Annotated in this window: 29 protein-coding genes and 2 pseudogenes; 12 read left to right on the top strand and 19 right to left on the bottom strand. The window is 40.9% G+C overall.

Annotated features, from left to right (window positions below; all coding sequences use genetic code 11):
- Positions 1-262: 262 nt before the first annotated feature.
- The 4 genes from JCM19038_RS18465 to JCM19038_RS18455 are packed head-to-tail and all read left to right on the top strand — an operon-like array spanning position 263 to position 3182.
- Positions 263-1201, top strand: a complete 939-nt coding sequence (locus JCM19038_RS18465) for an MFS transporter (protein WP_052361975.1) — start codon at positions 263-265, stop codon at positions 1199-1201.
- Positions 1186-1644 (top strand): MFS transporter, encoded by a 459-nt coding sequence (locus tag JCM19038_RS21375; RefSeq protein WP_081831898.1) that lies wholly within the window; start codon positions 1186-1188, stop codon positions 1642-1644. Before JCM19038_RS18465 ends, JCM19038_RS21375 begins: the two co-directional genes overlap by 16 nt.
- Positions 1645-1702: 58 nt before the next feature.
- On the top strand, positions 1703-2518 hold the full coding sequence (locus tag JCM19038_RS18460) for a YihY/virulence factor BrkB family protein (protein WP_042420739.1): 816 nt from the start codon (positions 1703-1705) through the stop codon (positions 2516-2518).
- A 1-nt stretch (position 2519) separates the two neighbouring features.
- Positions 2520-3182 carry a 5-formyltetrahydrofolate cyclo-ligase gene (locus JCM19038_RS18455; protein WP_238554492.1) on the top strand — a complete coding sequence of 221 codons (663 nt, stop codon included), beginning with the start codon at positions 2520-2522 and terminating at the stop codon, positions 3180-3182.
- Between the two features lie 537 nt (positions 3183-3719).
- Here JCM19038_RS18455 and JCM19038_RS18445 read toward each other — a convergent pair.
- Together JCM19038_RS18445 and JCM19038_RS18440 are read right to left on the bottom strand one after the other, a co-directional pair.
- Entirely contained in the window at positions 3720-4514 is a 795-nt protein-coding gene (locus JCM19038_RS18445; protein ID WP_042420737.1) for a VLRF1 family aeRF1-type release factor, read from the bottom strand.
- Positions 4515-4582: 68 nt separating this feature from the next.
- Positions 4583-4978: a hypothetical protein gene (locus JCM19038_RS18440; RefSeq protein WP_152549512.1), complete on the bottom strand. Its 396-nt coding sequence runs from the start codon at positions 4976-4978 to the stop codon at positions 4583-4585.
- A gap of 221 nt (positions 4979-5199) precedes the next feature.
- Here JCM19038_RS18440 and JCM19038_RS22485 point away from each other — a divergent pair, with 221 nt between their 5' ends.
- Complete coding sequence (locus JCM19038_RS22485) at positions 5200-5358, top strand: FbpB family small basic protein (RefSeq protein WP_152549511.1); 159 nt, start codon at positions 5200-5202, stop codon at positions 5356-5358.
- A 41-nt stretch (positions 5359-5399) separates the two neighbouring features.
- Here the strand turns inward: JCM19038_RS22485 and JCM19038_RS18435 are convergent, their stop codons facing one another.
- From JCM19038_RS18435 to JCM19038_RS18410, 6 genes are all read right to left on the bottom strand, one after another.
- Positions 5400-6293 carry an alpha/beta hydrolase gene (locus tag JCM19038_RS18435; RefSeq protein ID WP_042420735.1) on the bottom strand — a complete coding sequence of 298 codons (894 nt, stop codon included), beginning with the start codon at positions 6291-6293 and terminating at the stop codon, positions 5400-5402.
- On the bottom strand, positions 6293-6727 hold the full coding sequence (gene msrB / locus JCM19038_RS25200) for a peptide-methionine (R)-S-oxide reductase MsrB (protein WP_042420734.1): 435 nt from the start codon (positions 6725-6727) through the stop codon (positions 6293-6295). Before msrB ends, JCM19038_RS18435 begins: the two co-directional genes overlap by 1 nt.
- On the bottom strand, positions 6724-7248 hold the full coding sequence (gene msrA, locus JCM19038_RS25195; RefSeq protein ID WP_042420733.1) for a peptide-methionine (S)-S-oxide reductase MsrA: 525 nt from the start codon (positions 7246-7248) through the stop codon (positions 6724-6726). The genes msrB and msrA overlap by 4 nt, the downstream gene beginning before the upstream one ends.
- A gap of 57 nt (positions 7249-7305) precedes the next feature.
- Complete coding sequence (locus JCM19038_RS18420) at positions 7306-7938, bottom strand: viroplasmin family protein (protein WP_042420732.1); 633 nt, start codon at positions 7936-7938, stop codon at positions 7306-7308.
- A 95-nt stretch (positions 7939-8033) separates the two neighbouring features.
- A complete protein-coding gene (locus tag JCM19038_RS18415) occupies positions 8034-8327 on the bottom strand; it encodes a hypothetical protein (RefSeq protein ID WP_042420731.1) in 294 nt (97 codons plus the stop codon).
- Between the two features lie 224 nt (positions 8328-8551).
- Positions 8552-8776 carry a hypothetical protein gene (locus JCM19038_RS18410; protein WP_042420729.1) on the bottom strand — a complete coding sequence of 75 codons (225 nt, stop codon included), beginning with the start codon at positions 8774-8776 and terminating at the stop codon, positions 8552-8554.
- 452 nt (positions 8777-9228) lie between these two features.
- Between JCM19038_RS18410 and JCM19038_RS18405 the strand changes: the two genes are divergently transcribed.
- The 5 genes from JCM19038_RS18405 to aceA all read left to right on the top strand — a co-directional run bounded on the left by JCM19038_RS18405 (position 9229) and on the right by aceA (position 14997).
- On the top strand, positions 9229-10221 hold the full coding sequence (locus JCM19038_RS18405) for a lipoate--protein ligase (protein ID WP_042420727.1): 993 nt from the start codon (positions 9229-9231) through the stop codon (positions 10219-10221).
- 17 nt (positions 10222-10238) lie between these two features.
- Positions 10239-11177, top strand: a complete 939-nt coding sequence (locus tag JCM19038_RS18400) for an agmatinase family protein (protein WP_042420725.1) — start codon at positions 10239-10241, stop codon at positions 11175-11177.
- Positions 11178-11255: 78 nt separating this feature from the next.
- Positions 11256-12395: a sporulation integral membrane protein YtvI gene (gene ytvI, locus JCM19038_RS18395; RefSeq protein WP_042420723.1), complete on the top strand. Its 1140-nt coding sequence runs from the start codon at positions 11256-11258 to the stop codon at positions 12393-12395.
- A 232-nt stretch (positions 12396-12627) separates the two neighbouring features.
- On the top strand, positions 12628-13560 hold the full coding sequence (locus JCM19038_RS18390; protein ID WP_052361971.1) for a peptidoglycan-binding protein: 933 nt from the start codon (positions 12628-12630) through the stop codon (positions 13558-13560).
- 171 nt (positions 13561-13731) lie between these two features.
- Positions 13732-14997, top strand: coding sequence for an isocitrate lyase (gene aceA / locus JCM19038_RS18385; RefSeq protein WP_042420722.1), 1266 nt, complete (start codon positions 13732-13734; stop codon positions 14995-14997).
- A 121-nt stretch (positions 14998-15118) separates the two neighbouring features.
- Here the strand turns inward: aceA and JCM19038_RS24635 are convergent, their stop codons facing one another.
- The 11 genes and pseudogenes from JCM19038_RS24635 to JCM19038_RS18335 all read right to left on the bottom strand — a co-directional run bounded on the left by JCM19038_RS24635 (position 15119) and on the right by JCM19038_RS18335 (position 22080).
- Positions 15119-15244: a hypothetical protein gene (locus tag JCM19038_RS24635; RefSeq protein WP_255343400.1), complete on the bottom strand. Its 126-nt coding sequence runs from the start codon at positions 15242-15244 to the stop codon at positions 15119-15121.
- Between the two features lie 106 nt (positions 15245-15350).
- On the bottom strand, positions 15351-15653 hold the full coding sequence (locus JCM19038_RS18380) for a hypothetical protein (RefSeq protein WP_052361970.1): 303 nt from the start codon (positions 15651-15653) through the stop codon (positions 15351-15353).
- A 76-nt stretch (positions 15654-15729) separates the two neighbouring features.
- Complete coding sequence (locus JCM19038_RS18375) at positions 15730-16221, bottom strand: CotY/CotZ family spore coat protein (RefSeq protein ID WP_042420719.1); 492 nt, start codon at positions 16219-16221, stop codon at positions 15730-15732.
- Between the two features lie 316 nt (positions 16222-16537).
- A complete protein-coding gene (gene thiM / locus JCM19038_RS18370; protein WP_042420717.1) occupies positions 16538-17320 on the bottom strand; it encodes a hydroxyethylthiazole kinase in 783 nt (260 codons plus the stop codon).
- Positions 17321-17390: 70 nt separating this feature from the next.
- The gene (gene ehuA, locus JCM19038_RS18365; RefSeq protein WP_042420716.1) at positions 17391-18197 is read right to left on the bottom strand and encodes an ectoine/hydroxyectoine ABC transporter ATP-binding protein EhuA; all 807 of its coding nucleotides are present in this window, start codon (positions 18195-18197) and stop codon (positions 17391-17393) included.
- Complete coding sequence (ehuD, locus tag JCM19038_RS18360; RefSeq protein ID WP_042420714.1) at positions 18194-18862, bottom strand: ectoine/hydroxyectoine ABC transporter permease subunit EhuD; 669 nt, start codon at positions 18860-18862, stop codon at positions 18194-18196. Before ehuD ends, ehuA begins: the two co-directional genes overlap by 4 nt.
- Positions 18859-19527, bottom strand: a complete 669-nt coding sequence (gene ehuC / locus JCM19038_RS18355; RefSeq protein WP_042420713.1) for an ectoine/hydroxyectoine ABC transporter permease subunit EhuC — start codon at positions 19525-19527, stop codon at positions 18859-18861. The genes ehuD and ehuC overlap by 4 nt, the downstream gene beginning before the upstream one ends.
- A 90-nt stretch (positions 19528-19617) precedes the next feature.
- Positions 19618-20499 (bottom strand): transporter substrate-binding domain-containing protein, encoded by an 882-nt coding sequence (locus JCM19038_RS18350; RefSeq protein ID WP_042420711.1) that lies wholly within the window; start codon positions 20497-20499, stop codon positions 19618-19620.
- Between the two features lie 236 nt (positions 20500-20735).
- Positions 20736-21197, bottom strand: a complete 462-nt coding sequence (locus JCM19038_RS18345) for a hypothetical protein (protein ID WP_042420710.1) — start codon at positions 21195-21197, stop codon at positions 20736-20738.
- A gap of 23 nt (positions 21198-21220) precedes the next feature.
- A pseudogene (locus JCM19038_RS18340) lies at positions 21221-21774 on the bottom strand (GNAT family N-acetyltransferase).
- A 108-nt stretch (positions 21775-21882) separates the two neighbouring features.
- A complete protein-coding gene (locus JCM19038_RS18335; protein WP_042361292.1) occupies positions 21883-22080 on the bottom strand; it encodes a cold shock domain-containing protein in 198 nt (65 codons plus the stop codon).
- Between the two features lie 213 nt (positions 22081-22293).
- Here JCM19038_RS18335 and JCM19038_RS18330 point away from each other — a divergent pair.
- Both JCM19038_RS18330 and JCM19038_RS18325 read left to right on the top strand, forming a co-directional pair.
- A pseudogene (locus JCM19038_RS18330) lies at positions 22294-24017 on the top strand (carbon starvation protein A).
- A 9-nt stretch (positions 24018-24026) separates the two neighbouring features.
- Positions 24027-24290: a cory-CC-star protein gene (locus tag JCM19038_RS18325; protein ID WP_042361287.1), complete on the top strand. Its 264-nt coding sequence runs from the start codon at positions 24027-24029 to the stop codon at positions 24288-24290.
- The last annotated feature ends 14 nt before the right edge of the window (positions 24291-24304 follow it).

Below are 24304 nucleotides of genomic sequence, written 5' to 3'. Positions count from 1 at the left end.
CTGTCGCCAGACAAACGCTCGCTGTCGCTCAACAGCTTGTCGGTCCGTCTAGCGAGAGAAGAGTAAATTTAAGGCACACCAAATATAGTCACAATGCAACATTTATACACGAGCACCTAGACTAACGCAAAGCTAGGTGCTCTTTATGATCAAATGAGTACGGCTGACGAATAGTCCAATAACAAATTCTCTGCTATAATAAAGAGAATATTTTTTATTTTATTAAATACTTCGTTACTCGAATATTTAGGGGATGGAATTGATGAGTGATCCACAAAAATCTAAGTGGGGCGTCTTGTCTGCAACGTTATTTGCTGGCTTTACTGTCGTCTTAAACAATAGTTTGATGAATGTTGCATTGCCTTATTTTATGGGTTTTTATGCACTTACAGCCGTTGCTGGGCAATGGATTATTACAGCGTTTGCTTTAGGTATGGCTTTGATTATGCCTGTTTCAACCTACTTGGCAAAACGGTTTGGTAGTAAAGCAATCTTTCTTACAGGGACGATTATTTTCTTATTTTCTTCTTTAGCAGGGGCTTTTTCTTGGGATTTTGCAAGCATGATTGCCTTTAGGCTCGTTCAAGGAATCGGCGGCGGGTTGATCATGCCAATTGCAATGATCATGATCTTTCAGAAATTCCCGAAAGGAGAACGGGGTTTTGCAATGGGGGTCTGGGGTGTTGCAGTTATGATCGCCCCAACGATCGGACCTACAATTGGCGGCTTATTACTTGAATTCTTTTCTTGGCACATGCTGTTTCTTATGAACATTCCTACTGCCTTTATTTCTTTACTACTCGCCATTAAGTTTTTACAAGAGGACGCACAAAAAGAACGACGTCAATTCGACTGGTTAGGCTTTTTATTCGTAACTGGCGGGATATTAGGAACGTTAATTGGAATCGATGCACTTCAAACGAACGCGGGAGTGTATGTTTATCTACTCATTTTTAGTGGAATAGTATTACTCGGACTTTTTGTCGTCCACGAATTACGGACTTCTGAACCATTACTAGACATTTCAATACTTAAAAACACTGTCTTCTCTGCAAGTTTACTCATCCTTATTAACAGTGTTACGGCTATGTTCTCTGTCTTACTTCTCATTCCCATTCTTATTCAAGAAGTGTATGGACAATCAGCATTATACGCTGGATTGTTACTGTTTCCACAAGCGTTAGCATGGGGATCTCTATGACAATTGGAGGTCGCCTTCTAGACCGCAAAGGTCCTTATCCTGTCATTATGATTGGTGTTATTACGATCACAGTTGTGACGTTTATTCTCGCCTTTTCAATTAATACGACAAGTGTTGCTTTACTCATTACGTTGCTCGTGATTCACGGAATTGCGAACGGTTTTATTAATACTCCGGTCACTACAGCTGGTTTAAACGCCTTACCAGCTGAACACGTATCTGCAGGCTCTGTGTTTAACAATGTAGCGCGCCAAATGATGAAGGTCATTAGCGTTGTGTTGCTATCGATCCTTTATGAAAGTCGACGCAACTCACATCTTGTAACAACTTCTGATGAACTTCAATCTGGACTCGTTGCAATTCAAGAAGTATATATCATCGTAGCAATTTGCCTTGCCATCAGCATACCGATTGTGTTTTACCTAAGAAAAGACTGGCAATGATTGAGATCTTACAAAATTGTTCAAACTACCAAGAAATTATCGTGTGAGGAGAAATTGAATGCTCAAACTGATCGTAGCAATGGTCAAAACGACGTGGGAGCAGAGGTTATTTGATGTTGCTGCTCAAATGGCTTATTACTTTTTGTTAGCTTTCTTTCCTTTGCTCATTGTTATTTTAAATATTATTAGTTTCTTTCCAGTTGGAACCGCTGAACTCCTTGAACTTATCTCACCGTATATTCCAGATCAGATCTACTCGTTTATTCAATCCACATTAAACGACATCTTTACTGATCAACGTGTGAACGTATTAAGTATTAGCTCGATCGCGACAGTTTGGCTAACGTTTCTCGGCTCTTTTGCGGTCATTCGTGCTGTAAACAAAGCTTATCAGCTCCCCCACCCGTCATTAAAGCGAATGGTTGGAGTCGGCTCAATTCTTGTTGTTTCATTTCTTACTGCACTACTCGTTTCTCTTCTCTTTCCTATCTTTGGAGAACCGATTGGGGAATTCATCTTTAGCACATTAGGTGTTGAAAGCTGGCTAGCACCGTTTTGGTCCGTGGTCCGTTGGTCCATTAGCGTACTTGTTATTGGGATTGTGCTCATTATTTTGTACACGATTGTACCGAGTAAGCGAATTAGTTGGCGAGACACATGGCCAGGAGCCCTGTTCGCAACGATTGGTTGGCAGATTGCTTCACTAGGGTTTTCCTTTTATAACCAGTACAATGACTACTCGATTATATACGGTAGTCTAGGCACGATTATCGGTCTTATGGTATGGTTTTTCCTAACTGGATTAATGATTTTACTTGGCGCACAGTTAAATGCGTTACGAATCAATGTTCATAAGCATGAAGGAGAGACCTAATTTGAACGAAAAACAAGCGATACGTGAAAAAATCTGGACCGACCTTACTGAACAAAAAGCAGGTCGCTTTCCATTTCCACTCGAAGGAAGGATCCCAAATTTCAAAGGAGCAGAAGCTGCAGCAGAGCAACTGTTTCAACGATCCATATATAAAGAGGCAAATGTCGTAAAAGTGAATCATGACTCGCCTCAATTGCCGATTCGAGCACAAGTAATTAAAGATCAAAAAACGTTACTCATTCCTACACCAAGGCTAAAAGACGGATTTGTCGTCATCCTCCCTGGTACAGTACCGACTGGTGAGGAACGAAAAGCTGCTAGCTTAAAACATATGAATAATTACGGGAAAGTCACTCCGCTCCATAAGCTACCCGAAATTGATCTTATGCTCATGGGTTCTGTTGCTGTCGACTTTGGCGGTCATCGCATCGGGAAAGGCGCGGGTTTTGCAGATCGGGAGTACGGTATTATCCGTGAAATCGGTAACCGAGCGATCCCTGTCGTAACGACCATTCATGAGTTACAGCTCATTGAATCTTCTCTTCCTAGCGCACACTACGATGTCTCAATGGACTATGTCATAACAAATGAACGGATCATCGAAGTTCAGGAAAGCCATAAGTCTACCGGCATAGATTGGTCGATCGTCAGCGAAGAGACTTAGATGAGATGCCTATTCTTAGAGAGTTAAAAGAATTAAAAAGTAGTAACGCTTAGTAGTAAAGCAGCTTCCAAAGTTGAACGTGAGGACTTTGGAAGCTGCTTCTTTTTTAAAACTCCCCAACTCAATCCTCTCACACTACTTTAAATAGATGGTCCTTATTCAACAGATAGCCATCGATACATATTACAATCCGCTTCCTGGCTTGATTACGGTCATTAATAGTTTTCTCTAACCATTGATGCCGTTAACCCCGTCGAAATAAGTCGTAGCTACGTATCAACCTACGACAAGGCTAGCCTGCCTGTAGGTACAAGTCCTTATGGCATTGCAATTTATGAATTTCCATGTGAATGATCACTTGGCTAAAAAATGGAGAACCGTATTAAACGGTTCTCCATTTTTTAGGTTAATGCTTAGTGTTAAGAAACATCAAGTAAAACCTAAGCAGATTCTAATTATTAATCATGAATATGATTGGCCACTTTTCTTCTATAATACAATTGTCTCGGTCACATTCACAAATTCATTTGAGTAAGTCTATGCTTCTTTAAATACCGTGTACACGATGTCTTTCACTGACTTTGAACCAAGATTCTTCTCAACTCTACCTTGAATATGGTTTGATGAGAAATGTTGAGTAAGTTCCCCAATCATCGGCTTACTGCCAACGAAGAATGCACCATTTAATTCGCGTTTCTTCATTTCTTGAATAATGACTGGAGCAAGCTTTTTATACCAACGTTGCATGTTCTCTTCAAAACGGCGGTCGAATTCGTCATTTGCCGTATCGGCACCGTTCGGTGAACTTGCATGTCCCGCATCGTGTTGAACCCAATCATCGTTTTCGAAATCCCAACTAAACGTAAACGAATCACGAACTTCACCGAGCGCTGTATCAATAAACGTAACATCGGTTTTCTGAGTGACGATAATGCCTGTTTGTGGATAAGATTTCAGAAGCTCGTTCAATTGTTCAAGCTCAGCTTCTTCTTCCCAATGAAACGATGTTTCAACTGGTACTTGCAGTAGATGGGCAGAGAACACATCCCCATTAGCCGTCGTTACAATCACTAAACCTCTTTGCATATTCGCTTGTTGGTCATTGATGTATGACTCGACTTCTTCAAGTCGCTTCTTTAATTTCTTCACTGAATCAGCGTCTTCGCTCTTCTCTGCGTATTCTATCAGTCGCTTTCGGCCATTCTTCAATCGAATCTTCCATTCGCCTCGATGATGCTTCTGATCTTGAAAATCGGTGTTCAAGTAAATTGTTAATGTTCCTTCTTTGTCTTGTACCTGTTGTAGTTGATCTAATTCTTCTATAAGTGACATATTCTATTCCTCCTACAGCAATAACGTACTGTACTTATTACCGCTCGTAGTATGGAATAAACATCTTTTTATCTTGGGTCCAAGTACGTTAAATTGTCGGGAGTAGATTGATCATCTTCGATGTTCTTTTGATGTTTAATTTCTTCTGCCGCTGACTTTGCAGTATCAATGAGGTCCGTTGCTGTCGTTTTTAAGTGTGATGTGTGCTTGGCAATTTGTTCAATCTCTGAGCTTGCAACGGTAACCAGTGTATTTACTTTCGTGCTCGTATCTTTAATTAATGATCGAATCTCTTCTTGGTTCTCTTTTACAAACTTTCCGGTCTCATCGATAAACTGAGCACCTTCTCGAACGTAACCGATCGTTTTCTCACGTGTTTTCTTATTCGAAATTATATACGCAACAAAAGCTGCAATTCCACCGATGACTACCCACGCTGTCCATTTTTTTCCTTCTTTTGACAAGTTGATCCCTCCATCGTTCAAATTATTGTTTTGCTTTTCCATATTATACATCGAAACCGCTCTATATTTCACGATTCTTCACAAATGTTGTCCATTCTTGTACGCTTCGCTAAATTGTAACAATTTATCAATGTTTAATTTTTTGCAAATAGGGTAAAATGATCTTACAGGTAACTTTACAAATTACCTATTCAATGAATCTATTCAAAAGGACGGGAAACATGCGACGACCATTTAGAACTTCTTTTAATGAACTAGTCGACCAAAATAAACAAGATCTTGAGAGAGACGCTGACCTACTTAACGCGATTGAAAAGCGCGTTGAAGATCGCCAACTCAGACGTTTAAAAAAGTCAAATAATAAGAAAGCTTTATCGTAAGCTTTGATCAGAAGCACACTTTTATAAGAGTGCTTCTTTTTTTATTGTTGAAACTGCCGCACAATATGAAAGATCTGACTGTACGTCATTTCTCTAATAGGTGTTACCTCGTTTAGTAACTGGTGTTCACCATTTTCAATTAAAATTGGGTTTGAGTTTGGAAACTTCTGTTTATAAACCGATAAATTATGTTTCCAATCGACCGTTTTATCAGCTGTGCCCTGAATAATAGAAACTGCCTTTTGACTCGGTTGATTGAATAGAAATTTCTTTTCCCAACTTAGCATTTCTTTGACCCAAGCGATCGGTATTCGATCGCTTTGCAACGGATCTTTTTGTTGCATCATCGCAAAGTGACCATCACCTGTATTATGCCGAAATTTCCGGGGTACTTCTTCTGACGTCAATTGAACGAGCGGTTGCCCGACTTTCATGACTAGTGAACTCATCGTTCTGACTAGCGGGGAAACGAGGATCGGATGCAAAACATACGGATTGTTTCTTTTTAATATATAGTGAGCAATAATACCTCCACCGGTACTATGACCGAGTAGGAACGGTCTCTTGCGATTCTCCGTTTGTATTTGCTCTAACAGTAACCCCAACATTTGATCATAAATATCAAAAGAATGTACAGCGTAGCGGTCACCTGACGATAATCCGTGACCTGGTAAATCGATTGCAATGACACGTAGACCATGTTCTACTGCTTTTGTAAAAAACGGCGCTTGCGCGCCGCTGTGGTCCATATACCCGTGTATAAAAACGAGCGTGTCGTCGTATGACTCTGGTGTAAACCAATGAACAATTACGTCTACCTGTTCCACACGTACAACAGTTTGTTCATATTCTGCAACTTTTGATAAATGATAATGATTAAGATAGCTTTGTTGATCTTGTAAAAAATGAAGACGCTTCTGTTCTAGACGTTCCATTACTTTGAATCCATGCGCGCTTTAAACGCTCCGTAACCTTCTTCTTCTAATCGGTCGTAAGGAACAAAGCGAATGGCTGCTGAGTTAATGCAATAACGCAAACCCTCTGGTCCTGGTCCATCAGGAAATACATGGCCTAAATGTGAATCTGCTTCTTTACTTCGAACTTCTGTACGACGCATGCCGTGAGTTGTATCCAATTTCTCATTAATCACTTTTTCTTCAACTGGCTTCGTAAAACTCGGCCAGCCACAGCTTGATTCAAACTTTTCCTTAGACGTAAACAACGGCTCACCAGAGACGATATCCACATATAATCCTTCTTCAAAATGATTCCAATACTCATTTTGAAAAGGAGGCTCTGTTGCATCATGTTGCGTAACATTGTATTGGATGTCAGTTAACCGCTCTTTTAAATCTTTTTTTTCACTCATGATTCATTCCCCCAGTGTTTCTTAATAAATCCTGCTCGACCTGAGCCTCTTTTATACAGTTGATAGTGAAATGGGTTTTTTAAATGATAATCTTGATGTTCTTCTTCTGCATCATAAAAAACCTTCGCTGGAACAATTGGAGTAATAACCTTACCTTCAAAAGGACCGCTTTTTTCAAGCTGGGTACGTGATTTTTCTGCTGAATCTTTTTGCTCATCACTATGATAAAAAATTGCCGTTTTGTACGAATCTCCACGATCGTTAAACTGGCCATCAGCATCTGTTGGGTCAATATTCATCCAAAAGATTTCTAGAAGCCGATCATAACTTACAACACCTGGATCAAAGTCAATTTGAATTGCCTCAACGTGACCGGTCGTATCACTACACACTTCACGATACGTTGGATCTTCTGTATGACCACCTGTGTAACCAGATCTCACCTTGGTGACGCCATCTTGTGCTTGAAACGGGCCAACCATACACCAAAAACAACCACCAGCAAATGTCGCTTTTTCCATGACGAAATAACCTCCTCATGCGTGTTCTATATTTTTTCCCATTAACGAAACTTTATGTTACTTCCGTCCATAGTCAGCCTTTATTTCTCCCCAATTTTTCGTTTCCCATTTCAAAACTTGGTTAGGGATACCATGTTCATGTAGCCATTCTTCTGCTTTTGAAACATCGTTCCAAATCGGCTTACTTTTTTCATTAACGACAAGTGTTGCCTTCGCTTTCTTCTTGCTCACCCAACCGATCGCTGTTTGTGAATCACTATAGATTGGAACGTTTAGGTTTTTCTCTTTTTGAAATCGAAGCGCGTGGACAATTGCTAGAAATTCTGCCATATTATTTGTCCCTAAAGGATATGGTTTTGTTTTGAATAATACTTGTCCATCTTCCGTCCAAACCCCTTGGTACTCAACAGGTCCAGGGTTTCCATGTGTTCCTGCATCGACAGAAATACTCGTTGTTTCATAATAAATCGACGTTTTGTTCTGGTTCGTTGTACGAGTAGGTTGCTTTTTTTGTGTTGATGCAACCTCACTTTTCCCAGATTGAAACGCTCGTTTAGCTTCCTCATACGTTGGATATGATTTAAAACGGGCGCCTTTAAATCCCTTAACCTCTGATTCACACTCTGCCCACGTCGTATAAATACCAGGCTTTCTGCCTTTCCAAACGACGTAGTATTTCTTTTTGGCCATAATACGCCCCCTACTCCCCGTATCATATCATGCTCTTTTTCTTATATTAAAGAAAAGAAGCTCCGTAGAAAATCTACAGAGCTTCGTTCTAACGATTACATATCGTCGTCGTCATCTTCCATATCATCCATGCCATCGTCTTCCATGCCATCATCCATACCGTCATCTTCCATGCCATCGTCTTCGAGGTCATCTTCTAGACCATCGTCTTCCATGCCATCGTCCATGCCGTCATCTTCCATGCCATCATCTTCTGGCGCCATTTCGTCGCCACCGTTCATGTCATCGCCTGGCTCACCTGCTGGATCTTCCGTATCGTCTCCACAAGCTGCTAACATCCCTACTGCAAATACTCCTGAAAGTGCTCCGTACAATAATTTCTTATTCATGATATATTTCCTCCTTAAAATTATAAAACCAAATGTACTTTTTTATGGTTCTTGCTGATTGTTCTTGCTTGCCTAGTTAATGTTTTACCGTTTCTGATACTTCTTAAACAAAAAAAAGCCCTTTCACAAACTTTCACACGATCATAAGAGATTGTGAGAGATTGTCTCATTTACTTTGACATTAAAAAACTTATGCCCAAATGGGCATAAGCCGTTACATTTCTCTACAATTGCCCTCTAGAAGAGAGATCTTTCACCTTCTGTACTTCAGAAGCTTCTTCTTCATTCGCATAATAAGCATCTTGGTCATGTATGCCTTCAATTTCAGAATCAGTTAGCTCTACCTCTTCATTATCTAAAAGATCTTTCAAGTAGTTATACACTTCATCTAAGTTCTCTTCAGTTAAACGATCGACAAGTTGACGCACTTCATCTTTTGTTACTGCCATTCATTATCATCCTTTCTTGTGCATCTCGTTCCCCTTTTTTGTCGATTTTAATCCTACATTGATTACCATTCTTGCATTGCTACTTATTTATTCAATTACCTTTCGACCACGAATCGCTTGATCGATTACAAAATATAAACTAAACAAAACAAACGAAGTAAAAATCCCACCAATATAGAAGCGAATGATTCCATTACGTCCAGAATCAATAAAATGGCTCGTTAACGCACCAGCGATTGACGCAATTATCAGAATTAAGACAGCGATTATAAATTCTTTCTTATGAACCGCAATGCATTTACGAGCTCATCGGCATTGTCACGCCAAATTTGACTTAGCGTACCCATATCATCACTCCTTGTTTGTACAAGTATAGCATAAAAGAATCAGAAAACGTGCAATGATGAACAAGCTTTTATACAATAGAAGAAGTACGTAAGGAGGCAAATACAATGATCTTTGTAGATAATCAGAACATTACTGATCCATCACTGAACTTAGCAATTGAGGAATACATCTTAACGAAATTAAATCAAGACGAAACCTATTTATTATTTTATATTAATGAACCTTCGATTATTATTGGCAAGAACCAGAATACAATTGAAGAAATCAATCGCGATTACGTAAAAGACAATCAGTTGCATGTCGTACGCAGACTTTCTGGGGGCGGAGCCGTTTACCACGATCTCGGAAACCTTAACTTTAGTTTTATTACAAAAGATGACGGCAACAGCTTTAGCAACTTCAAAAAATTTACTGAGCCTGTTGTGGAAGCGTTAAACCAACTCGGTATTCCGGCTGAACTTAGCGGACGTAACGACTTACACGCAGATGGCAAAAAAATCTCTGGTAATGCACAGTTTTCAACGAAAGGACGCATGTTTAGTCACGGTACGCTTATGCTTGATTCCGAAATTGAAAACGTCGTGTCTGCACTCAATGTAAGTGATGAAAAAATTCGCTCGAAAGGCATCAAATCCATTCGGAGTCGCGTAGCGAACATTAATGATTTTCTTGATCACCCTCTTTCTATGGAAGACTTTAAGCAAAAGATCTTATTACACATCTTCGATGGTGATGAGAACTTTGAACGATATACATTAACCGAAGATGACTGGAAACAAATTCATGAAATCTCAAATGAACGTTACAAAAACTGGGACTGGAATTACGGCAAATCCCCGACATACGACATTAAACGTTCTAAGAAATTCACTGCAGGTCTCGTTGACTTCCGTTTAAAAGTTCGGAAAGGAACCATTACAGAAGCGACAATCTTTGGTGATTTCTTCGGGACAGGTGATGTAACTGATGTCGAAAACGCTCTAACAGGAAGAAAGCACGAAGCAAATGATGTTCGCAAAGCTCTAGAAGAGCACAACATGAAGAAGTACTTTGGTGCCATTGACGTTGAAGATCTCGTTCAATTAATCTCAGAATAAGTGCTGGAGGGATACTCATGAGTGAATATGTTTACGGTAACACACCGACTTTTCTAGGAGCGAAGTGGGCTGTTGATAAAGATGAGCGAGGAGCAGACGTTGTCATTTATGGCGTTCCTTGGGAGGGTGGAGTCACGTGGGGTGATTACACCGGAGTTGAACTTGGACCCAAATCAATGCGAATCGCATCGGCTAGGTACAGTGGCTATTTACCTGAACTAGATCATATTGATGTGTTTGAATCGTTATCTCTTGCAGATATGGGAGACGTTGATATTATCCCTGCCGAAGTAGAAAATACGATGCTTCGAATTTCATCATTCTCAAAAGACGTTTGGAATAAAAATGTCTTCCCAGTTGCTTTAGGTGGTGACCATAGCATTACGTACCCTATTGTAAAAGGGTGGTCGGAAAGTAACCCTGGTAAAAAGCTCGGAATCATCCACCTTGATGCTCACTATGACAACATGAACGATTTTAATGGTGACTTGTATGCACGGAACACTCCGTTTGCAAGACTCTATGAAATGGATGCTGTTGTGAATTCTTCGCTCGTTCATGCTGGTATTCATGGCCCGAGAAATAAACCTGAAAGTGGTAAATTCGCACGAAACGCAGGTGCGATCACAAGAACGGTTAATGAGTTTAAAGAAACGAACGATTTACGTGCACTTGCTCGTGATTTATACAAACAAGCGAGCAAAGATGTCGATGCCGTTTATTTATCGATTTGTAGTGATGTTTTAGATCACGCTTACAACCCAGGAGGCCCCGTAGACACAAACGGTCTAACTTCTTATGAGTTGCTTACTGTAATTCATGAACTTGGTAAACAAGGACTCTGTGGAATGGACTTCGTTGAAGTATACCCTCAACAAGATCCAACCGATTTCTCCTCTCATCTTGCATCTACCGTTATTCTTTATGTACTAGCTGGGCATGCTGAGCGTATATAATAGAATATGATTTGCAAGCTTGATGAATAAGCGCCGATCCATAACACCTACCCTTGCTGCCGAAAGGGCGATACCTTCATGACTAAAGAACAAGCTTTTGTTGTAGCAAGAGCTGTTGGTGTATTTATCGCAGCGATTGTTGCATTACTCGTGTCAGCGTATTTGTTTCGCATTTCGTACCCATTTGTTATTGCTGCATTCATTGCTTGGCTTTTCTCCCCTTTGCTTAAGGTGTTAAAGATCAAGTTCAAGTTTCCATCAACACTCGCTTCTTTAACGACTGTACTCATTGGAATCTCTGTACTCGGGGGAATTATTACAGGAATTACGTTTTTGATTATTTATATCGTACAACAAATTTCTGATCAACTTCCTGGTTGGATTGAACAAGGCGCCATGCAATTACAGCAAATGTTTAATCAACTGATTTTACCGATTTGGCAAGAAATGAATTGGTTTATTGATAACCTATCTGGCGAGCAACAGCAAACGTTGCAGCAAGGGATTACCGAATTAGGTAATCAAGTGGGCAGCATTTTAGGTAACTTCGCCCAATCAATTGCTAACGGTATGACAAATATCGTATCTGGAATACCCGTATTTTTGTTTGCCTTTATTTTTGTTATTCTTGCCGTTTATTTTATCGGTAAAGATATCGGCACGATGAAAGCGAGCTTACAAAGCAGGATACCAGTTGGCATTCAAACGAAGTTCGTCTTGTTTACTGAGCAAGTAAAAACGAGGGTTTGGGGATTTATTCGCGCCCAACTAATTCTAATGACCATTACGACCGTGATCGTGTTGATTGGATTATTAGTTTTGGACGTTGAATACGCGATTACTCTAGCTCTCATTACTGGTTTAGCAGAAATTCTTCCTTATTTAGGAACAGGAACGATTCTTATCCCTTGGGGAATTTATAGCCTCGTTACAGGTGATATTTTCTTAGGCATTTCACTGCTCGTACTTTATGTCGTTGTCGTCATTGTACGTCAGTCGCTTGAACCGAAAGTGTTATCTGTCAGTATGAATCTGAACACGCTTGCTGTCCTTTTCTCCTTGTTTGTTGGCTTCCAAGTTCTCGGTGTTATTGGATTGTTCTTAGGTCCAGCACTTCTGGTCGTCTTAACCATATTAAAAGATATCGGCGTGATTACAGAGGTCGAACAGTTTATTCGACACGGTTTTATCGAAGAAACACCACCTGACAAGAAATAAGCATTAAAGTTCATATTTTCCCGTAAGAAAGCACTGCAATTGCGACAAGGACTAACAAACTCCGACTTTGTTACAACCATACGATACTTGTAATGAATACGTCTCACATATTACAAGGTGTTTTCAGTGCTGTTAAATTGTCCACAAACCTCTTGTGTCCCACTTGATTTACTTGCTAGGATGCTAGTGACAAAACAAGTGACTAAGCACGCCAAGAGGAGGAGTTAGCTTCATGGGGAAATTGAAATTTGTTGAACAGATTCACCGTTCTCATTTTGTTGCAATTGCAGTAACACTCGTTGCACTGCTTTTTGTACCTCTAACAGCAGATGCTAGCGATTTTGGTAGTGAGAATTTGCAAGACGGTATGGAACATGAACACGTTGAGAAGTTGCAAGAGTTACTCGTAGAGGCGGAATACTTATCTGCAGACAATGCAAGTGGGGTCTTTGATTCAACTACACAGGACGCCGTTTCTAGTTATCAAGAATCAAAAGGTTTACTCGTAGATGGCATTGCTGGTCCTCAAACATTGAGTGCCTTATACAGTTTAGAGAAGGGCGATGAAAATACGCTCGTCGAACATTTGCAAAGTGACCTACAAGCATTTGGATATTTTGGTAGCACAGTTGATGGGGTTTTTGGATCACTTACTGAAGAAGCAGTAAAAGGATTCCAAACCGACGCTGGACTTTCTGCCGACGGCGTTGCCGGGCCAAAAACATTCTCAGCGATGATGACGTTTAGTCCTACTGCTACAACAGAACAAGAAACTGCAACAAGTGAAGAACCTGAACAAGAAACGGCATCAGCAAGTACCGAAGAAGCAACAGCTACTGAGTCACAAAGCAGCAACGCGTCAAGCAGTCCAGAAGGAACAACGATTCAAATGGAAGCAACTGCATATACCGCTTATTGTGATGGATGCTCAGGAATTACAGCAACAGGGATTGATCTAAGAAATGATCCGCATGCCAATGTCGTTGCCGTTGATCCTAATGTCATTCCACTAGGTAGTCGCGTTTACGTAGAAGGATATGGAGAAGCGATTGCTGGAGACACTGGTGGTGCGATTAACGGAAACAAAATCGATCTTCACGTTCCAACTCGTGAAGAAGCATTGAACTTCGGTCGTCAAACCGTGAGTGTAACTATTCTTAACTAAATTAAAATTACCAAACCTTGATCCTAAATGATCAAGGTTTTTTTATCGTTCTTTCGTCCATGAATTAAATTAATTGTATGAATTGACGAAAAAGTGTTGCATAACAGACTTTGTTGTTATATATTAAATAGCATAAGAACTAACTGTTATAATACAAAGGAGTTGGGAAATATGACGACAGAAAAAGAATTGCAACAACAGTGGGAAAGTGAATCGCGTTGGAACGGAATCGAGCGCCCTTATTCAGCAGAGGAAGTGCTTAAACTACGCGGCTCTCTTGAAATTGAACACACACTTGCAAAAACAGGGGCAAATAAACTTTGGTCTCAACTACACTCTATGGATAAAGTACATGCGCTAGGCGCATTGACAGGTAATCAAGCTGTTCAACAAGTAAAAGCTGGATTGAAAGCGATTTATCTTAGCGGGTGGCAGGTAGCTGCCGATGCTAATATTGCAGGTGAGATGTACCCGGACCAAAGCTTATACCCAGCAAACTCGGTCCCTCAAGTCGTAAAGCGAATCAATAACGCATTACGCAGAGCAGATCAAGTTCAACATATGGAAGGCAAAGGCGACATTGATTACTTCGTGCCAATTGTCGCGGACGCTGAAGCTGGATTTGGCGGAAAGTTAAATGTTTTCGAACTCGTAAAAGGCATGATTGAAGCAGGTGCTTCTGGTGTTCACTTAGAAGACCAACTCGCTTCTGAGAAGAAATGCGGTCACCTCGGTGGTAAAGTTCTACTTCCTACACAAAACGCCGTACAGAATTTAATTGCAGCACGCCTTGCCGCTGATGTGTCAGGCACTCCTACTGTACTCATCGCTCGTACTGATGCTGATGCAGCAGATTTAATTACGAGTGATATCGATCCTGCAGATGCTAAATTTATCACTGGTGAACGAACGTCTGAAGGGTTCTATAGAACAAAAGCTGGCATCGACCAAGCGATTGCTCGTGGTCTTGCGTACGCACCTTATGCGGATCTGATTTGGTGTGAAACATCTAAGCCAAGTCTTGAAGAAGCGCAAGCATTTGCGGATGCCATCCATGAGAAATTCCCAGACAAGATGCTTGCCTACAACTGTTCCCCATCCTTCAATTGGGAAGCAAACCTTGATCAAGCGACAATTGAGCAATATCAAGATGAACTTGCAAAGATGGGTTACAAATTCCAGTTCGTTACACTCGCTGGCTTCCACTCATTGAACTACAGCATGTTTGATCTTGCAGAAAAGTACAGAGACCATGGAATGGCAGCTTATTCTGAGCTACAACAAAACGAATTTGCAGCTGAGTCTCGTGGTTATACTGCAACGAAGCATCAACGTGAAGTTGGTACAGGGTACTTTGATGAAGTCGCACAAACGATCTCTTCTGGTACTTCTTCCACAACAGCTCTTGCTGGCTCTACTGAGACTGAACAGTTCTAATACAATGAGAAAAGGCTACCAATTGGTAGTCTTTTTTTGCTTTGCTAATAAACAAGAAAGCCCTAGTTGTCTACTCTAGAACTTTCTTCTTCAAAATAAAAAACACCAGGAAACCTGGTGTTTAACTATGCTCGACATGTCGTAAACAACGTTCACACTGAGTAAAGAAACGATCCGCTTTTGTCGGAAGTTTCTCCCCACAATCTTGACATCGGTTTGACTCTTTCGAAAGTTCAGTTTTTTTCATCGCCCGTTCCTCCTCGTGTATTTTCCCTTGTACAGTTATTGTATTATAACAGATTGAATTTGTCTACAGTTGTTATATAAAAAGGCTAACGATTTTGTTAGCCTTTTTACATTTCTATTGCCCGCTCTGAACGCTTCGCATCAACCATAAGAAGCACCGCTGTTATCATGTGCATAACCCAACCGAGGATTGGAATCCAAGCGAGGCATGCCGTTACAATTCCTAATATACTGCCATGTTTGTTTTTGCCATCTCTTATACTAAGAACTAACGTTACGATGTGTAATCCAAGAAGCAATAAAAATAAACCAGGAAGCGTATGCATATAAATGAGCCACCCTAACAGAGGAATTGCAAAGAAAGCCTCTATACCACCTGTGACCCACTTGAGAACCGATGATGTATTCAAATGATTCATCTCCTCTTGCGACGATTATCTACATTTATTCTAACACTCTTTATACGTTTCATCGGTATAAGAAGTTTCAACGTCTGACTAAATTTGGATCTAGACATTGTACTTGGCAAAGCGCATGACAATCAACAACTGCATATTGCCACGTTCTTTGCAATTGTACTTGATCCACATTCACACTTTGAATTGGAATTTGCGTTGCGCTTTCTGGTACAACAATTGGTGTTGAAGGTCTCAGTAGTTCAAGAGTGACGCATCCTTCATCGTCAATGTCTTTCACTCGAAAATAAACAGTAACAAACGATTCACCGAAGCGATCTTTCCCAAACGCATAAAGTAAATGATTGTGGGATGTTTTAAATAGGACAGGAATTGTTCCATATTTACCTTCGTTTTTTAACGATAAGCAATAACAAGACTGTGCACATCCATCTGTTTGATGCTTTAAAATCCACTCGACCTCTTTACATACACATGAACACCCACATCCGCATCGATGTTGATGTTGATCTAGACAAGGTATTTTTGGTTCATGCTTTTTATTACCACTATGACAGCCCATAGCTCATCCTCCTTTTACAATACTCTATGCGTAAGAGGGATTGCCCGTATAGTTGATTGCTTTTGTAATTTACTGAAATTTCTTGCTTAATTCATATGAAAGCGCTACACTTACGTTAAGGATGTCACTATGTCGAGAGGTTGATGATGATGACACCAGCTGGTTTGTTAGCAATTCTCGGTTTTTCTTTCATTATGGTAGCAGTCAGTACAGGTATGGCTTTCGTCTTCTTTAGAACTTCTTCAAAACGCGATGTCTAAACAAACAAAACTCCCGATGTCCTCTCCTATTTAGAGTGGATTTACGGGAGTTTTGTTTATACGTATACAAAATGCTCTTTACTAAGCGTTGTAGTGCTTGTTCTTTTTGACAATTCATCAAGAAATGCTTGTTGAAACGTTCCGATTCCATCCTGCTCGCTACGCGTATACGCCGCTTCCGCACATAATCCATAATCAACGAGGGCACTAGCTACCGCTTCTAATGTGTTCTCTTGGTCGGTACTAACGTAAGCAGTAATTATTGCACCGAGTAGACAACCTGTACCGACAACTTTCGTTAACCACTCGTGACCACTTGTAATTGTAATCGTCTGTTCTCCGTCACTTACAGCATCCGTTTCACCGGTCACACAAACAATCGTGTTAAGCTCTTTCGCCGCTTTTTTCGCAATCGTGCTAGTGTCAATTGCACTAGAACCATCTACGCCTCGTACGTTCGCTTCCATTCCTACTAATGAAGCAACTTCCCCGCTGTTCCCACGAACAACGGTCATCTCAATTTGTTCTAGCAATTGTACCGCTGATTGTGAGCGAAAAGTAGTTGCACCTACTGCAACAGGGTCGAATACGATTGGGACATTGTTTAGATTCGCTGAAACGCCTGCATTCCTCATAGCTTCAAACTGAACATCGGTAAGCGTCCCCATATTTAATAGAAGTCCGTTAGCTGCTGCAGCCAGATCTGCTGCTTCTTTTGGTTGCTTACTCATAACAGGAGCTGCCCCAACTGCTAGCAGACCGTTTGCTGTGAAATTCATCACCACATCATTCGTTATACAATAGATAAGCGGATGAGTCTCTCTAACATTTTCATTCATCTCTATTCACCACCTATCTCTTATAATAACGTAAAAAAAGGCCTCGGGAAATTCCCAAAGCCTTCTACCTTTAGTGAGCACTATTAAATCGACCGAGGAATGATTTCAAGCGATCACTTTGTGGATTCTCGATCACATCGTAAGGTGTGCCGTGTTCTGCAATTAAACCATTGTCTAAAAACAAGACACGATCTGCCACATCACGAGCGAAATCCATTTCATGTGTGATGAGCATCATCGTCGTCTCACCTTCTGATGCAATATCTTTGATGACCTCAAGCACTTCTCCGACGAGCTCCGGATCTAAGGCTGCAGTCACTTCGTCAAACAACATCACTTTCGGTTGCATAACGAGGGACCTTGCAATCGCAACACGTTGCTGCTGTCCACCAGAAAGCTGCGAAGGGTACATATCCACTTTGTCACTTAATCCAACCTTTTGTAACATTTGCAGTGCACGCTCTTTCGCTTCATCTTTCGATAGACCCAAAACGTGAATAGGTGCTTCTGTACAATTTCGCATGATTGACATATGCGGAAATAAGTTGTACTGCTGAAACACCATACCAATCTTGCCACGGACTTTTCGTAGATGCTTTTCATCCGCATCCTTTAATTGACCATTTACTTCTTTATGCCAAAGGTGCTCACCATCGATTTCAATCGTTCCTGATGATGGTTGTTCGAGCGTCATCAACATTCGGATAATCGTTGTCTTCCCTGAACCTGATGGTCCAATCAGCGCAACTTTCTCTCCCTTATATACATCAAGATTTAAATCGTTTAGCACAATATTGTTACCAAACGCTTTCTTAACGTTATTGTACCGAACGATCACCTCTCGTGCCGGTTCTAGATTCTCTGCTAGTTCTGTCATGCTTTCACTCCTTTTTCAGCACTTCCAGGAATTTGACCAGATTTACGTTCTAAATATCGAATGAATAGTGCACACGGATAGCTTAGAACGAGGAATATAAACCCTACAATCGTGATTGGTTCTAAGAAGCGATACGTTTCCGCACCAATAGAACGAGCAATCATCATCATTTCTGTTACATAAATCCCCATTAGTAAAGGCGTTTCTTTGAATAAGATAATTAAGTAATTCCCGAGCATAGGAATAATTGGAGGAATCGCTTGTGGTAACACGACTTTCCGCCACGTCTGAACAGGTGAAAAGTTTAATGCTCGACTTGCTTCCCACTGACTCTTGGGAACTGAATTAATTCCTGAGCGATAAACTTCAGACACATACGTACTGTAATGAACACCGAGCACAATCGCACCTGTTAAAAAAGGACCCATATCAAATGCAAAATAGACGAAGAACAGCTGGACAAGCGGCGGTGTTACGCGTATAAACTCAATAATTCCTGCAACAGTTAACGATAACGGTTTGAACGACGACCTTCTAAGTAACGTTAAAACGAGACCAAGTGTTAATGAAATTGCAAAGGCAGAAAACGTCGCACCAATCGTTACGCCAACCCCTTGTAGTATTCTTGGAAAAATCTCAAATGCAAATGCCCAATCCCACGTCATGCTGTACTCACTCCTTTCGAAGCACGTTTCTCAAGCCAACGAGTAAGGAAGACGAGTGGCAACGCCAGCACGAAATAAACGAGCAACAAATACGTATAAATCTCAACTTGTGATACGAGTGACGTATTGGAACTTCTTAAGATGTTCGCGTTAAACGTCATATCTGCTAAAGAGATAAAGTAAACGAGTGACGTTCCTTTTAAAAGTTCAATCGCATTGTTTCCAAGCCCAGGCAACATGAGACGAAACGCTTGAGGCAAAACGACTCTTCGCATCGTTTGAAACTTAGACATATTTAAAGAAATCGCAGCTTCTTTTTGCCCTTTAGGTACAGCTAGTACCGCTCCTCTTACGACTTCTGATGCATACGCACCATAGTTTAGCCCGAGTGCCAGGCCACCAGCGATAAACGTTGACATTGTAAATGGCATTAATGCCGGAAAGGCAAACGCAAAGAAGAACATTTGCACGAGTAAAGAAGTTCCACGAAAAAGTTCAACAAAAACCGTTGCAACACCACGAACAATTGCAAGCCGGCTCGTCCTTGCAAGACCAGCAACAATAGCAATCGAATACGCGAGAACTGCACCAAACAGAAATGCTTGTACGGTCGTCGTTAATCCACCTAATATATACGGTAAAAATGTATCGATGTTAGTGAACATCTCCAGTCTCCTCTTTCTTGCTTAATCTTGTGATGTAAAAAAGCACGGACGTTTGTATTCCCGCCGTGCTTCATCGATTAAAGCTTACGCTTAGCCTTCATCTCCACCTGCATTACAACGATCTTCTGTTGTTACACCTTCAACGACATTGTCCGCACTAAACCCGAATTCTTCTAAGATTGCGACAAACTCGTCACTACCTTGTAAGTCCGCTAACGCTTCGTTATATGCTTCACGCAATTCATCATCGTCACTACGGAATAGCGCTGCACCGTAAGCAACTTGCTCTTCACCTTCAATAACTGGGTTTGTGAAGTTCTCTGGTTGTTCAATTAAATTCTCATCAGCTGTCGCAATCGCTGCGTTCATCGTCGCATCGGTCATTACGGTAACATCTGCATCGCCTGATTCAACTGCTGCTATGTTTCCTGGGATGTCATTCGCTGGCATAATGTTCAAGTCTGCTTCAGGATCGAGCCCTTTTTCTTCAGCAATCGCTTCTAGCATGCCGAATTGATTCGCCCCAGACATCACTGAAATTGTCGCCCCTGCTTCAACTGCATCTTCATAACTATGAAGATCCATTGGGTTCCCAGCTTGTACTGCCATTCCTTCACCATAACTATATTCAATATCACCAAAGGAAGCATTTTCACAACGCTCTGGTTGAACGTCCATGCCCGCCGTAACAACATCATAGTTGCCAGCATTTAAACTAGGAATTAGGTTATCCCAATCCGAAACTTCTGCATCAATGACTTCAACACCCATACGTTCGAATACAGCTCGAGCAATCTCAGCACTCGCTCCAGTTGCTTCGTCTGTACTTGTGTCTATGTATCCGTATGGTTCTTCGTTGGCAACACCTAACGTTACCCCGTTCTCTTGAAAATCCTCAACAGATGTGCTCGTTCCACATGCAGCAAGCGCTAAAATTGCAGCTGGAAATAAAATAAGACCGAATTTTCGCATTCGTTAATCTCCCCTTAAAATTCTTATTATTTACCTGATACTACGTTGTCCTAGAAATAAGTATGACTCGTAGCTTTTTCTTATCTTATCATATATTAAAAATGGTTCAAACTTACTGATTCGTATATATTACCTGTTAATTGCGATAATTACGCTAAAAAGCCGTACGAGCGAGTGAGATAACTAAAGCTAGATAATCATCACTATTCCTCGCTCATACGGCTAGATGTCAATTTTTATGACAGTTTGCGTTCAGCTAACATCCGTTTGTACCTCGAATGCACGTTCACATTTACGACAACGAGTGCAATTGGATAAATGACGGGTAATGTAAGCATCGTCTCATCGACTTGGATCGTTCCTAATGATTGTAAGATTGAAATCACAAACAAAGCCGTCCCAACGAGCAGTAAACTAATTCGCAAACTAATACGATAGTTATGATGCGCTTCGGGGGCAATTACCTGCTCAAAATTCATGACTTCTTTATATTTCGGAACGATTAGCGACAGGAGTGCTCTTCTGTTTTGACGTTCAAACATCGCCCAAGCGATAAAAATAACCGCGATGATCAGTAGTACCGTAGGAAATGAAAATGAAGCCATTGCAAAAATGTACAAAAAATAAGCGATCGTAAATAAAATACTGACGATCAGATGATCGTATTTCTTAAATGCTAAATAATCGTTTGTTTCCATCGTACAACGTTCTTCCCTTTCCTCTATCCCTGTTGTCGCTCCAACCAAGTTGATCGTAAAAGACTGTATTGATATAAATCATGATAGTGATCATAAAGCCACTCTCCGTCTTTAACGACCCCTTCCAATTCAAACCCTAGGCGCTTAGGAATGCCTTGACTTTCAAAATTTTCAACACCGCAATTAATTTGCACACGGTTTAGTTGATATTCTTCGAAAAGAACATGAAGACAAGCATCCACAGCTTTCGTCATAATTCCTTTGCCGACAGCCTCTTGTGATAACCAGTATCCCATCGTCGTTTTGCGACTTGCCCAGTCAATATCATGAAGGCCGATCATCCCGACAAATTCACCATCATAACGAATCCCCGCTTGAAATCCTCTACCTTCTGCAAATTGTTGGAGCCAAGAACCTATAATTGGTTGATAGTCATATATTGATTTTACCTGATCAACCAAGGAAGCCAACGCCTTAAATGTGCTCTTGAGTTATGTACAGCTTCATACATCGCTTCAATATGGTTCATTTCTATTAGATGAATCTGTATGTGTTCATTAACTTTTATGCTAAACATCGTAATCACCGCCAAACTCTATGTCTGACAGCTCCCCCCTATCCTATTAGATCCATCAAAAAGAAAAAAGCGGTGCAACGATGCAACCGCTTCCAACTTAATTAATTTCTATGGACGCACAACGTTAGCCGCTTGCGGGCCTCTGTCGCCTTCGACGATTTCGAATTCTACTGTTTCACCATCTTCGAGAGTCTTAAACCCTTCCACTTGAATAGCAGAGAAATGTACAAATACGTCGTCCCCGTCTTCTCTTTCAATAAAACCAAAACCCTTTTCTGCGTTAAACCACTTTACTGTGCCTTTCATCGTATAAAGGCCTCCTTACATTTCAATCTCAAGTGAATCATCTTCACTTTTTCCCTTCTAAATTACCATGAATAAATCGTTGATGCAACCGAATTTTTTAAATATTACACCATTTAGCTGCGGTTCTTTTAAATACTTTGTAAATAAATCCTACAAAATTGTTGAACAAGGCTTTATACTTAAGCGTAACACGTTTGAAAGGAGTGTTTGATCATGCCTGGTATTGGTTTAGCTTTAATTGGAATGATCGTATTTGCTCTCGGTTATCGCTATTATTCTAAATACATTGCCGAGAAAGTATTCAGATTAGACCCAAATTTCCAAACCCCTGCAGAACAATACAATGATGGGGTCGACTTTGTTCCAACGAAGAGATCCGTCGTTTGGGCGCATCATTTTACCTCTGTTGCTGGGGCAGCACCTATTTTAGGACCAGCTATCGCCGTCTATTGGGGTTGGTTACCTGCGTTTATATGGGTTGTCCTTGGAACTGTATTCGCCGCAGGTGTTCATGATTTTGGTGCTCTTGCATTGTCGGTTCGGAACAAAGGTCAATCCGTCGGAACAATTGCCAACAAACTCATTGGTCGTCGTGGAAAGCTCTTATTTTTGTTCATTATTTTGCTCCTCGTCGTTATGGTAAATGCCGTATTTGCATGGGTTGTTGCAAACCTTTTTATTAGCTTCCCAGCAAGTGTTATCTCAATATTCATTCAAATACCGATCGCTCTTTGGATTGGTGTTGCGATCCACAAGCGTCAAAAAAGCATGCTGATCCCATCTATTATTGCTCTAGCCATTATGTATGGTACAGCCGTACTCGCTGCTCAATTTCCTATATTACAAATTGATTTAGTTAGTTACTTCGGAGGCGAAGAAGGCACTGTTCTTGGAATGGGCGCTGTTCCGATGGCTTTCTTAATTTGGATCGTAATTTCATTCATTTATGTGTATTTTGCATCTACTTTACCAGTTTGGCGTTTACTACAGCAAGAGACTACATCAATGCCCAACAATTTGTCGTCGGCCTCGGTTTGCTTTACCTTGCCATTTTCGTAACAAACCCTACAGTCACTGCACCAGCTACTCGATCTGTTGATGATGTTTCTTGGTTTCCATTGTTATTTATCACTGTCGCCTGTGGCGCAATCTCTGGCTTCCACGCCCTTGTTGCATCGGGAACTTCATCTAAACAAATTCGTCGTGAACCGGATTCCCGTATGGTCGGTTACTTAGGAGCAGTTGGTGAAGGCGTACTTGCATTGCTCTCCATCATTGCTGTTACGACGCTGTTTGCTTCTGCCGATGCGTTTAATGCGGCTTATACAAGTTTTAATGACGCAAATGCTACAGGGTTAAACAATTTCATTGCTGGAGCTGGACAACTTGCGACTGGATTAATGATTCCTGCACATGTTGCTGAGACGATTGTAGCTGTTATTGTCATTAGCTTTGCAGCAACAACGCTTGATACGTCGGTGCGACTAATGCGCTACATTATCGCTGAACTTGCGACGGAATATAACGTACCTACGTTAACGAAGAAACATGTTGCTACTTCCATTGCTGTTGCATCTAGTATGGCTCTCGTTATGATGCCAGGAGATGATCGTGGTTTTGGTTCTGGTGGTTACTTACTATGGCCACTGTTTGGTACTCAAAACCAATTGTTAGCCGGTATTACGCTTCTCCTCATCACAATTTGGCTCAAGAAACTCGGAAGGAACTATTTCATCACACTCATACCGATGATCTTCCTTTTAACAATGACGCTATCGGCGATGTTCATTCAAATTACGACCGAATGGCTCCCGTCAGGAGAATGGCTATTATTCAGTATCGGCTCTGTCGTGTTTGTTTTTGCCGCGTGGATTTGTTTAGAAGCGATCTTTATATTTAGAAAGAAAAACGATACGAACCAAGATTTAGACGTATAGGAGAGGATTATGAATTTCTCAAAAAAAATTGCTCAAGCGTTAGCGTGGTACGATGAAGTCTTAAGTCTTCCTCATAAAGCAGATGTAAAGCGCGAGCTGCGCGATGAAGATGATTTATTTCATTTACTATGCTTCTCGGAAATGCTTGGCCTACCGAATCCGGTATCTTATTACACACTAGAAATGTACCCTCATATCATTGAGCAATTCCACGATTGGCATTTGCGCATGGGTATGGAGAAGTCCCCCCTTGACCAAATTCGCTGTTGCTAATCACTACACGAGGT

This window comes from Geomicrobium sp. JCM 19038, assembly GCF_000698125.1.
Classification (GTDB): domain Bacteria; phylum Bacillota; class Bacilli; order Bacillales; family Marinococcaceae; genus Geomicrobium_A.
This window is presented reverse-complemented; position numbering and strand designations above follow the sequence as displayed.

Excerpts from the sequence above, each read along its gene's own strand:
- JCM19038_RS18465 (WP_052361975.1), top strand. The coding sequence starts at position 263 with ATGAGTGATCCACAAAAATCTAAGTGGGGCGTCTTGTCTGCAACGTTA.
- JCM19038_RS21375 (WP_081831898.1), top strand. The coding sequence starts at position 1,186 with ATGGGGATCTCTATGACAATTGGAGGTCGCCTTCTAGACCGCAAAGGT.
- JCM19038_RS18460 (WP_042420739.1), top strand. The coding sequence starts at position 1,703 with ATGCTCAAACTGATCGTAGCAATGGTCAAAACGACGTGGGAGCAGAGG.
- JCM19038_RS18445 (WP_042420737.1), bottom strand. The coding sequence starts at position 4,514 with ATGTCACTTATAGAAGAATTAGATCAACTACAACAGGTACAAGACAAA.
- JCM19038_RS22485 (WP_152549511.1), top strand. The coding sequence starts at position 5,200 with ATGCGACGACCATTTAGAACTTCTTTTAATGAACTAGTCGACCAAAAT.
- JCM19038_RS18435 (WP_042420735.1), bottom strand. The coding sequence starts at position 6,293 with ATGGAACGTCTAGAACAGAAGCGTCTTCATTTTTTACAAGATCAACAA.
- msrB (WP_042420734.1), bottom strand. The coding sequence starts at position 6,727 with ATGAGTGAAAAAAAAGATTTAAAAGAGCGGTTAACTGACATCCAATAC.
- msrA (WP_042420733.1), bottom strand. The coding sequence starts at position 7,248 with ATGGAAAAAGCGACATTTGCTGGTGGTTGTTTTTGGTGTATGGTTGGC.
- JCM19038_RS18420 (WP_042420732.1), bottom strand. The coding sequence starts at position 7,938 with ATGGCCAAAAAGAAATACTACGTCGTTTGGAAAGGCAGAAAGCCTGGT.
- JCM19038_RS18415 (WP_042420731.1), bottom strand. The coding sequence starts at position 8,327 with ATGAATAAGAAATTATTGTACGGAGCACTTTCAGGAGTATTTGCAGTA.
- JCM19038_RS18410 (WP_042420729.1), bottom strand. The coding sequence starts at position 8,776 with ATGGCAGTAACAAAAGATGAAGTGCGTCAACTTGTCGATCGTTTAACT.
- JCM19038_RS18405 (WP_042420727.1), top strand. The coding sequence starts at position 9,229 with ATGATCTTTGTAGATAATCAGAACATTACTGATCCATCACTGAACTTA.
- JCM19038_RS18400 (WP_042420725.1), top strand. The coding sequence starts at position 10,239 with ATGAGTGAATATGTTTACGGTAACACACCGACTTTTCTAGGAGCGAAG.
- ytvI (WP_042420723.1), top strand. The coding sequence starts at position 11,256 with ATGACTAAAGAACAAGCTTTTGTTGTAGCAAGAGCTGTTGGTGTATTT.
- JCM19038_RS18390 (WP_052361971.1), top strand. The coding sequence starts at position 12,628 with ATGGGGAAATTGAAATTTGTTGAACAGATTCACCGTTCTCATTTTGTT.
- aceA (WP_042420722.1), top strand. The coding sequence starts at position 13,732 with ATGACGACAGAAAAAGAATTGCAACAACAGTGGGAAAGTGAATCGCGT.
- JCM19038_RS24635 (WP_255343400.1), bottom strand. The coding sequence starts at position 15,244 with ATGAAAAAAACTGAACTTTCGAAAGAGTCAAACCGATGTCAAGATTGT.
- JCM19038_RS18375 (WP_042420719.1), bottom strand. The coding sequence starts at position 16,221 with ATGGGCTGTCATAGTGGTAATAAAAAGCATGAACCAAAAATACCTTGT.
- thiM (WP_042420717.1), bottom strand. The coding sequence starts at position 17,320 with ATGAATGAAAATGTTAGAGAGACTCATCCGCTTATCTATTGTATAACG.
- ehuA (WP_042420716.1), bottom strand. The coding sequence starts at position 18,197 with ATGACAGAACTAGCAGAGAATCTAGAACCGGCACGAGAGGTGATCGTT.
- ehuD (WP_042420714.1), bottom strand. The coding sequence starts at position 18,862 with ATGACGTGGGATTGGGCATTTGCATTTGAGATTTTTCCAAGAATACTA.
- ehuC (WP_042420713.1), bottom strand. The coding sequence starts at position 19,527 with ATGTTCACTAACATCGATACATTTTTACCGTATATATTAGGTGGATTA.
- JCM19038_RS18350 (WP_042420711.1), bottom strand. The coding sequence starts at position 20,499 with ATGCGAAAATTCGGTCTTATTTTATTTCCAGCTGCAATTTTAGCGCTT.
- JCM19038_RS18345 (WP_042420710.1), bottom strand. The coding sequence starts at position 21,197 with ATGGAAACAAACGATTATTTAGCATTTAAGAAATACGATCATCTGATC.
- JCM19038_RS18335 (WP_042361292.1), bottom strand. The coding sequence starts at position 22,080 with ATGAAAGGCACAGTAAAGTGGTTTAACGCAGAAAAGGGTTTTGGTTTT.
- JCM19038_RS18325 (WP_042361287.1), top strand. The coding sequence starts at position 24,027 with ATGAATTTCTCAAAAAAAATTGCTCAAGCGTTAGCGTGGTACGATGAA.